The 12630-nt window shown below is 33.4% G+C and carries 10 protein-coding genes; 9 read left to right on the forward strand and 1 reads right to left on the reverse strand.

The window, feature by feature from the left end; translation table 11 throughout:
- Positions 1-99: 99 nt before the first annotated feature.
- From glyA to KQI85_RS00225, 8 genes are all read left to right on the forward strand, one after another.
- Positions 100-1341, forward strand: a complete 1242-nt coding sequence (gene glyA, locus KQI85_RS00190; RefSeq protein WP_216574028.1) for a serine hydroxymethyltransferase — start codon at positions 100-102, stop codon at positions 1339-1341.
- A gap of 279 nt (positions 1342-1620) precedes the next feature.
- Positions 1621-2862: an efflux RND transporter periplasmic adaptor subunit gene (locus KQI85_RS00195; RefSeq protein WP_216574029.1), complete on the forward strand. Its 1242-nt coding sequence runs from the start codon at positions 1621-1623 to the stop codon at positions 2860-2862.
- Complete coding sequence (locus KQI85_RS00200) at positions 2846-3559, forward strand: ABC transporter ATP-binding protein (protein WP_253293684.1); 714 nt, start codon at positions 2846-2848, stop codon at positions 3557-3559. The genes KQI85_RS00195 and KQI85_RS00200 overlap by 17 nt, the downstream gene beginning before the upstream one ends.
- A complete protein-coding gene (locus KQI85_RS00205) occupies positions 3559-5451 on the forward strand; it encodes a biotin/lipoyl-binding protein (RefSeq protein WP_216574030.1) in 1893 nt (630 codons plus the stop codon). The genes KQI85_RS00200 and KQI85_RS00205 overlap by 1 nt, the downstream gene beginning before the upstream one ends.
- 15 nt (positions 5452-5466) lie before the next feature.
- Positions 5467-6714: an ABC transporter permease gene (locus KQI85_RS00210; RefSeq protein WP_216574031.1), complete on the forward strand. Its 1248-nt coding sequence runs from the start codon at positions 5467-5469 to the stop codon at positions 6712-6714.
- Between the two features lie 340 nt (positions 6715-7054).
- Complete coding sequence (locus KQI85_RS00215) at positions 7055-8254, forward strand: class I SAM-dependent rRNA methyltransferase (RefSeq protein WP_216574032.1); 1200 nt, start codon at positions 7055-7057, stop codon at positions 8252-8254.
- 57 nt (positions 8255-8311) lie between these two features.
- Complete coding sequence (locus KQI85_RS00220) at positions 8312-9640, forward strand: folylpolyglutamate synthase/dihydrofolate synthase family protein (RefSeq protein ID WP_216574033.1); 1329 nt, start codon at positions 8312-8314, stop codon at positions 9638-9640.
- A 3-nt stretch (positions 9641-9643) separates the two neighbouring features.
- Entirely contained in the window at positions 9644-10192 is a 549-nt protein-coding gene (locus tag KQI85_RS00225) for a GNAT family N-acetyltransferase (protein ID WP_216574034.1), read from the forward strand.
- A gap of 135 nt (positions 10193-10327) precedes the next feature.
- On the opposite strand, the gene KQI85_RS00230 is transcribed toward KQI85_RS00225, so the two are convergent.
- Positions 10328-11338, reverse strand: coding sequence for a DUF5050 domain-containing protein (locus tag KQI85_RS00230; RefSeq protein ID WP_216574035.1), 1011 nt, complete (start codon positions 11336-11338; stop codon positions 10328-10330).
- A gap of 137 nt (positions 11339-11475) precedes the next feature.
- Between KQI85_RS00230 and pheA the strand changes: the two genes are divergently transcribed.
- Complete coding sequence (gene pheA, locus KQI85_RS00235) at positions 11476-12609, forward strand: prephenate dehydratase (protein WP_216574036.1); 1134 nt, start codon at positions 11476-11478, stop codon at positions 12607-12609.
- Positions 12610-12630 lie beyond the last annotated feature (21 nt).

Raw genomic sequence — 12630 nt, forward strand, 5'->3', positions numbered from 1 at the left:
AAAACAAAAAAAAACAAAAAAAATCATTTGCCTATTTAAATTTGTAAAGTATGTGTTATAATTGAGAAAAAGCAATTGAGAAAATGGAGGGAAACAAATATGTATTCATTCGATGAAATTAAAAATTATGATCCAGAAATAGCAGATGCTATGAGTAAAGAATTAAACAGACAGAGAGAGAACATTGAGTTAATAGCATCAGAGAACATTGTAAGTAAAGCTGTAATGGCAGCAATGGGAAGTTACCTGACTAACAAGTATGCTGAAGGATATCCAGGAAAGAGATATTATGGTGGTTGTGAATATGTTGATATAGTAGAGAATCTTGCAATTGAGAGAGCAAAAAAACTATTTGGATGTGAATATGCCAATGTTCAGCCACATTCAGGAGCACAGGCTAACATGGCAGTATGGTTTGCAATGGTAAAGCCAGGTGATACAGTAATGGGTATGAACCTTGCACATGGTGGACATCTTACACACGGAAGCCCAGTTAACTTCTCAGGTACATATTTTAATATTGTTCCTTATGGAGTTAATGATGAAGGATATATCGATTATGATGAAGTATTAAGAATAGCCAAAGAATGCAGACCAAAACTTATTGTTGCAGGTGCAAGTGCATACGCAAGAGAGATTGATTTCAAACGTTTTAGAGAGATAGCAGACGAAGTTGGTGCATATCTTATGGTAGATATGGCACATATAGCAGGTCTTGTAGCAGCAGGACTTCATATGAGTCCAATTCCATATGCACATGTTACAACAACTACAACACATAAGACATTAAGAGGACCAAGAGGTGGTATGATTCTTTGTTCAGAAGAAAATGCTAAAAAATTCAACTTCAACAAAGCTATTTTCCCAGGAATTCAGGGTGGACCTTTAATGCATGTTATAGCAGGTAAGGCAATATGTTTTAAAGAAGCATTAGATGACAGTTTTAAAGTATACCAGAAGAATGTTATTGACAATGCACAGGCACTTGCAAAAGGACTTTTAAATAGAGGATTTAAACTTGTATCTGGTGGTACAGATAATCATCTTATGTTAGTTGATCTTACAAGTGTTAATGTAACAGGTAAGGAATGTGAAAAACTTCTTGATTCAGTTCATATCACATGTAATAAGAATACAATACCTAATGATCCAGCATCACCATTTGTAACAAGTGGTATAAGACTTGGAACTCCAGCAGTAACAACAAGAGGATTTAATACAGAAGATATGGATGTTGTTGCAGAGGCAATATCACTTGCAGTTAAGAATCCGGAAGCTAATGCAGAAGAAGCAAAGAGACTTGTAAAGAGTTTAACAGATAAGTATCCATTATATGAATAGAATATAGCAGGATGCTAATTATGTTCTAGGATAAAGATTAAGTAAATTTAAGAAAATATATAAGTTTTTCAACGAAGAAAAGTAAAAAGTGCAGGTTTTTAATAATAGAAAGCCTGTGCTTTTTTTAGTTATGTTAGTAGAAAAGGATATGAAAATTCAAAACTTACAAAAAAAGTAAAAAATTGTAAGAAAAAAGTAAGAAATCTTAATAAAACCTAAAAGTCTTTTGAAAAGTTGTATGATAATATGGTATTAATAAAAAATATGCGGAGGTCGTCTATGAGAAAAAAAATTATTATTACAGTTGCAGCAGTTGTAGCTGTGGCAGTAGTTGGAACAGGAATATGGTTTGCAGTACAAAAAAGTGCAGGTGGTTCGGACAATGGTGAAAAAGCTTATGTAGAATCAGTTGCAGATATAACAGGTTCAGTTGGGGAAGAAGGAATTGCGAATAACTTTTCTGGTGTTGTAGAGCCACAAAAGACAGAGAATATAAAAGTAGATTCAACAAAAAAAGTAAAAGAAATACTTGTATCTGTAGGGGATTCAGTTGATATAAATACACCCTTGTTTTCATATGATACAGAAGATATAGCACTTAATATATCACAGGCTAATCTTGAACTTGAGAGAATTAACAATAATATAAGTTCATATACATCACAGATTGCACAACTTGAAAAGGATAAACAGACAGCTCCAGAAAGTGAAAAGCTGTCATATACAACTCAGATTCAGGCAGCACAGATAGATCAGAAAAAAGAAGAATACAATAAAACAGTTAAAGAATTAGAAATACAAAAACTTAATGATTCATTAAATAATACAGCTGTATTGAGTACAATGTCTGGAATTATAAAGTCAATTAATCAAAATGGTGGAGTAGATAATCAGACAGGAGAAGAACTTCCATTTATGACAATTCTGGCAACAGGAGATTTTCGTGTAAAAGGAACTATTAATGAACAGAATGTATATGAGATTAATACAGGTGATAAAGTTATAGTTCAGTCAAGAGCAGATGCAACTAAGACATGGACTGGAACAATAGAATCAATAGATAAAGAGAATCCGGTATCCTCTAATGATAATATGTATGGTTCTGATGATTCATCAGTGAAGTCAACTAAATACAACTTCTATGTAACACTTGATGGAGCAGATGGACTTATGTTAGGACAACATGTATATGTAAGAGAAGATCTTGCAGGACAGGGAATTACAGCAAAGACAGGTATATGGATATATGATTGGTATGTAGTAAAAGAAAGTGAAGATAATGCTTATGTATGGGCAGAAACTTCAAAAGGAACACTTGAGAAGAGAAAAGTAACACTTGGCGATTATGATGAGACAATGGGACAGTATGAGATAAAAGACGGATTGTCAACAGATGATTACATAGCATTTCCAGAAGATTGGTTTGAAGAGGGAACAAAGACTAAGAAGATGGAAGACGATGCCGGAAACAATGATATGTCTTTAAAACCGGAGGTGAATGTATATGATATTAGAGCTTAGGAACATATATAAAAATTATCAGCAGGGCAAGATGGAAGTTCCAGTTCTAAAAGACATATCACTTCAGGTAGAGGAAGGCGAATATGTAGCGATAATGGGACCTTCAGGTTCAGGTAAGACAACACTTATGAATATAATAGGATGTCTTGACAAACCGTCAAGTGGAATATACAAGTTAGCAGGAGAGAATATCCTTGATTATAAAGATAAACAGATGTCAGAAGTAAGACTTAATAGCATAGGATTTGTATTCCAAAGTTTTAATCTTATGCAGAGACAGTCAGCAGTAGAGAATGTTGCACTTCCGTTATTATATGCAGGTGTACCAAAAAAAGAAAGAAGACGTATTGCCACAGCTGCTCTTGAGAGAGTTGGACTTGGAGAAAGAATAGATTTTAAACCGACACAGATGTCTGGTGGACAGAATCAGAGAGTTGCTATAGCAAGAGCAATAGTTAATAATCCTAAAATAATACTTGCAGATGAGCCGACAGGTGCACTTGATTCTAAATCCGGCGAACAGGTAATGGAACTCTTTCATAAACTTAACGAAGAGGGAGCAACAATTGTTATGATAACACATGAAAGAGATATAGCGGAACATGCAGGCAGAATTCTTCACATTAAAGATGGTGAATTATATGATGAAGATGAGAAGGGCAATAAGATAATTCACAGGGAAGAGGTGGATGCGTAATGAAAAAAGTAATAGCTGTCCTGCTAAGTATAGTATTAGTAACAGGACTTATAGGTGGGGGAATATTTTTATATAAAAAGAACAAAGATGGAAATAAAACAGTTGGAGTATATAGTGTAAGTGATATAAAAGAATCAGTCTGGGATGAAGGGCAGTCGTCTTATGGAAGTATAAGAAGTGATCTCAGCCAGGAGATATATGCTGATAAAGAGAAGCTTGTAAAAGAAGTATGTGTAAATGCAGGAGATCAAGTTACAGTTGGGGATGTACTTTTGAAATATGATACAACATTATTAGAACTTGAATTGTCAGAGAGCCAGAATAATCTTGAGATGTATAAACAGGATCTTGTCAAGAAAAATAATGAACTTACAGAACTAAAAAAGATTACACCGGTGACAGCTGACAATGGTACAAAAAGTGAGATATATGCTGATAATGCTGTAAAAACAGCTAACGATATTCCGGTTACAGGAAAAGCGGTAACAAACAATAGTGAGGATCAGTCAGACATAAAAGTTAATACTGAAAAAGCAGTGACTGGTCCGGTATCTATTGTAGATACGACAACAGAAGCATTTGCAGGAAGTGGAACGAATGCAGATCCATACAGATATATGTGTGAAGATGGAGCAGTTGTAAAAGCAGAACTTTTAAAAAAACTTGGGGATTTAGGAAAGTATGCATCATTTGAAGTATATGAAGGTGGAACAGTACTTGGAACATTATCATACTCATGGCGATTAACAGGATTAGCAACACAGGATGCAGGGGATTTTAATATAGATGTTACTACTAAGAGTAATGAACCAGGTCAGGTTACAGTTAATATTGCACAGCAGGTACTTCCTGTAAAAGCAATATTAAAACTTAATCTGTCAGGTGAGTTTGATAATGGAATTACGATAAGTGGTTCAGATAGTATAGAAGTATCAGGAAGTTACTATATAACAGCCGAATTCACAAAAGGTGGAGAGTATGTTGTTAGCAAAAAAGGTGTTACACCAACACCTGATAACAATAATGAACCGGTAATACCTGATAACGGAGATGAACCATCAAATGATGATCCATCTAATGGAGATGATATAACTATTCCTGATAATGGAGATAATACAGATGATATAATTACTCCAGATACACCATCATATACAAAAGATGAGCTTAATAAGAAGATCACAGAAAAAAATCAAGAGATAAGTAAATTACAGCTTGATATAAAAGATCAGGAACTTACTATACAGAAAAAGCAAAAAGAAATTGAGTCTTATACTGTAAAGAGTACAGTAAGTGGTGTTGTTAAGACGTTAAAGGATAGTAATACAACAGATGCGACAGAACCATTTCTTGTTGTGAATAGTGCAGATGGTTATTATATTACAGGATATATAAGTGAACTTGCACTTGATACAATAAGTGTAGGCGAAGAAGTATCAGGAATGTGCTGGTCAGGCAGTGGTACATCTTTTACAGCTAAGATTGTTGAGATATCAGAATATCCAGAGAGTAATGCTAATGCATATAATGGTGATGGTAATCCTAATGTTTCATATTATCCATTTGTAGCATTCATTGCAGATACTAAAGGGCTAAAGGCAGGAGATTATGCTGAATTAAGTTTCAATAGCAGTGATGATACATCACAAAGTGATAAGTTATATCTGCCAAAATATATGATAAAAGATGAAGCAGGTAAATATTATGTATATGCTGCAGATGAATCAGGAGTACTTGAAAAAAGATATATAACAACAGGTAAGACATTCTATGGATCTTCAGTAGAGATCATTGATGGCGTAACAGTAGATGATAAACTTGCATTTCCTTATGGCAAAGATGTAAAAGCCGGTGTAAAGACAAAAGATGCAGACATTGAAGATTTATATAAATAGCAGGAGGATGGAAATATGATAGAAAACATTAGACTGTCCTTTCAGGGCATCTGGTCACACAAGATGAGATCATTTCTCACAATGCTTGGTATTATTATAGGAATTGCAGCAATTATTGCAATAGTATCAACAATAAAAGGAACTAATGAACAGATAAAGCAGAATCTTGTAGGTTCCGGTGGAAATACAGTTGAAGTACAATTATATCAGGGAACATGGACGTATGAGATAGAATATAATGGAATACCGGCTGGAGTCGGTGTTATTACACAAGACATTCTTGATAAGATAAAAGCAGATGAAAGTGTAAGCAATGCAGCGCTTTATAACGTAAGAAATGGTTCTGTATATTATAATGATGTAGTGCTGTCTTATGGAAAGATAATCGGAACAGACAGTGCATATTTTGCAACATGTGGCTATGTGCTTCAGGATGGAAGACTTTTTGCAGACAGAGATAATAATTCTTCAAAAGTGGCAATAGTAGATTCAGTTGCAGCGAAAACACTTTTTGCAAGTGATGATCCAGTTGGAAAGATAGTAGAGATTGGTAATGAAGCTTTTACAATAGTAGGCGTTGTTGATAAATCAGATGATTTTGAACCAACGATAGAATCTCTTAACGATTATTATACTTATGTTAATGATGATGCAGCAGGAACAGTATTCATTCCATCAGGAACATGGCCAGTTGTATATAACTTTGATGAACCACAGAATATGGTAGTAAAGGCTGTTTCAACAGAGGATATGACAGCGGCAGGTAAGATTGCGGAAGATACTTTGAATGATAGTATTAATCCTGTTGATTCAACAATAAAATATAAGGCACAGGATTTGCTTGAGCAGGCAAAAGAACTTCAAAGACTTAGTGCATCAACTAATCAGCAGCTTATATGGATAGCGAGTATATCACTTTTGGTAGGTGGTATTGGTGTAATGAATATTATGCTTGTATCTGTAACAGAGAGAACAAAAGAAATTGGTCTAAAAAAAGCAATTGGTGCTAAAAAATCAAGGATTCTTGGACAGTTTCTTACAGAAGCAGCAGTACTTACAAGCTTTGGAGGACTTATAGGTGTGCTTGCAGGAATTATACTTGCCAATATAGTATCAAAGATATCAGATATGCCAGTTGGAATAAGTGTTCCGGCAATTGTGATATCAGTAGTATTCTCAATGGTAATTGGTGTAGTATTTGGACTTCTTCCATCAATCAAAGCAGCTAATCTTAATCCAATTGAAGCATTAAGACATGAATAGATATAATTAATATGTTAGCATAGAAATATCAAGATGATATGATATCTCCTAAGTAGATAAGATGAATAATCACAATCTGCTTAGGAGTTTTTGATATATGTAGAAAATATGTGATATATGTATTATGATTAATAATTTCATATATAAAATCCTCGTTTGTCATAGGCATAGACCAACTATCTTTAGGTGGTGGGTAGTTGACAATGGTTTATGACATTTATGAACAGGAGGTTTATGAACAGGATACTATTTTTTATTAATTTGTAAATTGTTAGAAGCAGGTACATGTGTTATAATGTAACGCAGGCAAAATGTTGTTTTTTAAAAGGAGAATTTGAGAATGGAAGCAGCTGTAATATTAAAAAAAGGTGAAGGCCGAACAATTAAGTCTGGTGGAATGTGGGTCTATGATAATGAGATAGATAAGATTGAAGGAGAATTTGAGAATGGAGACATTGTTACAGTACTTGATTTTGACGGATATTTTATGGGAAGAGGATTCATTAATACAAGATCAAAGATAACAGTAAGATTAATGTCAAGAGTAAAAGAACAGAAGATAGATGATGAATTTATTGATCTTAGAGTACGTAATTGTCTTGAATATAGAAGCAAAGTAGTTGATATGTCATCATGCAGACTTATATTCGGAGAAGCAGATTTCTTACCGGGAATAGTAGTAGACAAATTTGCAGATGTACTTGTAGTGCAATCACTTGCACTTGGAATTGACAGATTTAAGACTACAATAGTAGATAGTCTGAAAAAACATCTTAAAGAGATGGGAATGCCAATTCGTGGAGTATATGAACGTAGTGATGCTAAAGTTAGAACTCAGGAAGGCATGGAGAGAATAAAAGGATTCATTGGTGATGAATTTGATACAAAAGTTGAGATTGTGGAGAATGGAGTAAAATTCATCGTAGATGTAGAAGAAGGACAAAAGACAGGATTTTTCTTAGATCAGAAATATAACAGAGCAGCAATAAGACCATTGTGTAAAGATGCAAGAGTATTAGACTGTTTTACACATACAGGTTCATTTGCACTTAATGCAGCAGCAGCCGGAGCAAGAGAAGTAATAGGCGTTGATGCATCTGAATTAGGTGTTAATCAGGCAACAGAGAATGCAAAGCTTAATGGACTTGAGAATATCGTAAGATTTGAATGTGCAGATGTGTTTGATCTTCTTCCATCTTATGAAGAAAAAGGAGAAAAATTCGATGTTGTAATTCTTGATCCACCTGCGTTTACAAAATCAAGAAATTCAGTTAAGAATGCTATAAAAGGATATCGTGAGATCAACATGAGAGGGCTTAAGTTAGTTAAGAATAATGGTTATCTTGCAACTTGTTCATGTTCACATTTTATGACACCTGAATTATTTACATCAACAATTGCACAGGCTGCAAAGAGTTGCCATAAGAGATTAAGACAGATAGAATACAGAACACAGGCAGCAGATCATCCAATATTATGGGCAGCAGATGAATCATTATATCTAAAATTCTATATATTCCAGGTATGTGATGAACTATAATTGGCAAAGACACATTTAACAAACTAAGAATAGCATAGAGAAAGCGTGTGATGAATTATGATTTGCGATGAAGTAAGAGGATATATTGATAATATTAAAGTGAGAGGAAGTATATTAGGATTAACATCAATTAAGATGTTGCTTGATGAACTTGGTAATCCTCAGGATAAAATAAAAATTGTTCATGTGGCAGGAACTAATGCTAAAGGTTCAGTATCTGCATATATTGAATCAATATGCCAAACATCAGGATATAAGGTAGGATTGTTTGCATCACCGGCAGTATTTGACTATTATGAAGCATATAGAATCAATGGACAGAATATAAGCAAAGAAGAATATGCATCAGTTGGAAGCAAAGTTATAGAAGCTGTTAAACAAGTTAATGATAAGGATATATGGCCAACAAGTTTTGAGATAGAGACAGCAATTGCATATCAGTATTTTTATGATAAGAATGTTGATATAGCTATTATAGAGACTGGAATGGGTGGAAGCCTTGATGCTACTAATGTGACAAAAAGTACACTTGTAAGTGTGATTACACCAATAAGTATTGATCATAGTGCATTTCTTGGAGATACAATTGATGCAATAGCACATGCAAAAGCCGGAATAATCAAAAAGGACAGCGTTGTAACATGTGCATTAGATCAGAAAGAAGAAGCTGTTAATGTAATTAAAAAGACAGCTTATGATAATAATGCGAATGTTATTATTCCAGATATAAAAGATATAGTACATAATGAGGATGGTACCTTTGATTATAAAGATATATCAGGAATAAGACTTAAGATGTATGGAAAAAAACAGATAGAAAATGCAGTACTTGCTATTGAGACTGTTAGAGTACTAAAAGAAAAATATTATTATAAACAGATAGATGAAGAATTAATAAAAACAGGGCTTTTTAATATGATCCTTCCTGGAAGAATAGAGAAGATAGGAACAGAACCGGATATAATAATAGATGGTGCACATAATCCGGCAGCTGCACAGGCATTAAGAGATTATGTAAAAGAAGAATATAAGGATAGGGATGTTATACTTCTTACAGGGATGTTTAAAGACAAGGATTATACAAAAGTTGCGAATATTATGAGTGAAGTTTCAAACAAAGTAATCACAGTGACTCCACCGACAGAAAGAGGGCTTGATTCAGAAGAATTACAAAAAGTTTATAGAAAGATATTTAGTGCTTTAAAAGCAGATGACGGTACAAAGAGATTTATTGACAATAATAGTAATGAAGATATGACAGTAACATTGTCATATGGATATGATTATGATAAAGCATTTGCAATGGCTAAGAGATTGGCGGGAACAAATGGAGCTGTAATAGTATTTGGTTCATTTTCTTTTTTAGCACAGATAAAGAGGAAATAGTTAATGAAAGATATAAGAATACGTGCAGTTCGTCCTTATGAAGATGTAGATGAACTTTTGGCAATATATGCACCTTATGTAACAGAGACAGCAGTATCATTTGAATATATACCACCGACAAGAGAAGAATTTTTGCAGAGAATACTTAATACAGTTAAGTCATATCCATATCTTGTAGCAGAAGTTGATGGCAGAATAGCCGGATATGTATATATATCAAAGTTCCATGAGAGACCGGCTTACGATTGGTCTGTTGAGACTTCTATATATATAGATATGAAACTTAGAAAAAGTGGAATAGGAACGAAACTATATGAAGAAGTTGAGAAGATACTAAAAGAACGTAATTATAAGAATATGTATGCATGTATAGCATATCCTAATCCTGCAAGCATAGCATTCCATGAAAAGATGGGATATAAGACGATAGGACATTTTACTAACTGTGCATACAAACTTGATAAGTGGTATGATATGGTATGGATGGAAAAATTCATCGGAGAACATAAAGATATACCTGATAAAATTGTACGAGTTAATATGATAGAATAATGCCTGTTTACTAAGTGATTTAGAAAAAATAGAATTAAGAAAAGCCTCAAACTGATAAATTCTTTTATAATAGATTTTATCAGTTGAGGCTTTTTGATTCTATATCTAAATTCTAAATAGTGAAGACAAATATAATTATTTGATTGTCACAAGTTCAACATTAACAGCTTCGTTAGTTGGAGTGCGATATAAGTCAATTTTATTATTGTATTTCATAAAGTAAGTATACTTAGATGTACAATTAATATTTTTATAATGACCATAAGCTACGAGTTCAATATTAAGTCCATCGCTGGTCATTCTATATATGCCTGATTCATCACCTTTTTCAAGTTGGAAATATATAGTATCATTGTAAAGGTTATAAGTTGTAACTTTGCCACCACTTGTAAGGATATTAGTCATGTTATTAGTTGTATCATATTTTTCAAGAGTATATCCACCTGACAGATTGATATAGTAGTAACAAGAACCTGTATAGATTGGCATATAATAATTGCCATTGTATACAGAACTAAAATAATCTGTTTGGGTATTAAGCTCATATATACTATGATCGTATGATATACCAGAAAAATAGATGTTGCCATTGTATACACATGATGGATCTATATTGTCATCACTTATAATGTGGTTATCACTTCCATCTCTCTTCATCTTATATAAAGTCAAAGTAGTCTCATCATCGTAATGTTTGTAATATATGTAATTACCACATAGACTTACTGTACCGGTAATCTCAGGATGAAGTACTGATAAGTGGTCACCCTTTAGATCGGAGACACATATACCATAGAGCATATTCTTAAAGACACTGTCAGATGATTTAGAATTATTCCTAAGATAGAATATCTTATCATCATAGATGTTGATATAACTTGTGGTATCTTTAGATATAAGCTTGGCACCTGTTCCATCAGGATTCATTCTGTATAGACGACCTTTGTCGGAAGGATTAGAAAAATATATTTTATCCTTATATTCACAAAACAGACCACTGTTATACAAGTTGCCGGCAGTGTTACCAGTGGCTGTATCTGGGAAAGGCGTGTTTTTAATTTTATTATAAAAAAATATGGCTGTACCAATAGCAGCAGTTATAAGAACTAGAATAATTATTGTAATAACTATTTTCTTTTTATTCATTTAAGCATCAACCTCCGTTTTATTTGCAGTTAATTCTGCTAAGTTTTTTATCGGAGATTTAAACAGTATACTTGACTTGTTACATTAAGATTACTGTGGTATAATGAGTTAATGTATCAAAGCAAAAGGAGGATATAATGATAGATTTATTAGAATTAAGAGATGAAATAGACGTAATAGACAAGCAGATTACTGAACTGTTCTTAAAGAGAATGGATATCTGTTCAAAAGTAGCAGAATATAAGATAAATACAGGTAAGCAAGTGCTTGACACTAAAAGAGAAAAAGACAAGATTGAAAAAGTAAAAAGCTATGTGGAAGATGACTTTATGAAGCATGGAGTAGCTGAACTGTTTATGCAGATAATGGCAATGAGTAGAAAACTTCAATACAGACTTTTAGAGGAGAATAATATACATGATGAAGTTCCATTAGAAAAGATTGAAGACATAAACAGACAGGATATAACAGTTGTATATCCGGGTGTTCCGGGTGCTTATAGTGAGCAGGCAATGATTAACTACTTTGGAGAGAATGTTAATCATTTTAATGTGGTTACATTCAGAGAAGCGATGGATGCACTAAGAGATAAAAAAGCAGATTATGCAGTTTTTCCAATCGAGAATTCAAGTGCAGGAATTGTCAATGATACTTATGATCTGTTAAAAGAATATGATAATTATATTGTTGCAGAGACTTTTGTCAAGATTGAACATGCATTGCTTGGAACTGCAGATTCAGATATATCAGACATAAGAACTGTATATTCACATCCACAGGGACTTATGCAATGTCAGGAATTTTTAGAGGAACATAAAGAGTGGAATCAGATAAGTCTGGCTAATACAGCCATTGCTGCAAGAAAAGTAAAAGATGATGGTGATAAGACTCAGGCGGCAATAGCAAGTAAGATTGCTGCAAGAAACTATGGATTGAAGATATTAAAAGAAGCAATCAATACAAATAGTAATAATACAACAAGATTTGTTATAGTAAGTAATAAACCACAGTTTACTAAAGATGCTGATAAGATAAGTATATGCTTTGAGACACCAAACGAAGCAGGAAGTCTTTATAACATGTTAAGCCATATAATATATAATGGTCTTAATATGACAAGAATAGAATCAAGACCACTTATGGATGGTAATTTTGGCTCAAGATTCTATGTAGACTTTGAAGGATGTCTGACAGATGCAAGTGTTAAGAATGCACTTAGGGGAATAAGCTCTGAGGCTATAACATACAGATTGCTTGGTAATTACAGATAAAAAACAGTAGATTTTATTTAC

The organism is Falcatimonas sp. MSJ-15 (assembly GCF_018918265.1).
GTDB lineage: Bacteria > Bacillota > Clostridia > Lachnospirales > Lachnospiraceae > Falcatimonas.

What these genes read in the sequence shown, in the direction of transcription:
- KQI85_RS00225 (WP_216574034.1), top strand. Translation starts at nt 9,644, where the DNA reads ATGAAAGATATAAGAATACGTGCAGTTCGTCCTTATGAAGATGTAGAT.
- KQI85_RS00215 (WP_216574032.1), top strand. Translation starts at nt 7,055, where the DNA reads ATGGAAGCAGCTGTAATATTAAAAAAAGGTGAAGGCCGAACAATTAAG.
- KQI85_RS00210 (WP_216574031.1), top strand. Translation starts at nt 5,467, where the DNA reads ATGATAGAAAACATTAGACTGTCCTTTCAGGGCATCTGGTCACACAAG.
- KQI85_RS00205 (WP_216574030.1), top strand. Translation starts at nt 3,559, where the DNA reads ATGAAAAAAGTAATAGCTGTCCTGCTAAGTATAGTATTAGTAACAGGA.
- KQI85_RS00220 (WP_216574033.1), top strand. Translation starts at nt 8,312, where the DNA reads ATGATTTGCGATGAAGTAAGAGGATATATTGATAATATTAAAGTGAGA.
- KQI85_RS00195 (WP_216574029.1), top strand. Translation starts at nt 1,621, where the DNA reads ATGAGAAAAAAAATTATTATTACAGTTGCAGCAGTTGTAGCTGTGGCA.
- KQI85_RS00200 (WP_253293684.1), top strand. Translation starts at nt 2,846, where the DNA reads ATGATATTAGAGCTTAGGAACATATATAAAAATTATCAGCAGGGCAAG.
- glyA (WP_216574028.1), top strand. Translation starts at nt 100, where the DNA reads ATGTATTCATTCGATGAAATTAAAAATTATGATCCAGAAATAGCAGAT.
- pheA (WP_216574036.1), top strand. Translation starts at nt 11,476, where the DNA reads ATGATAGATTTATTAGAATTAAGAGATGAAATAGACGTAATAGACAAG.
- KQI85_RS00230 (WP_216574035.1), bottom strand. Translation starts at nt 11,338, where the DNA reads ATGAATAAAAAGAAAATAGTTATTACAATAATTATTCTAGTTCTTATA.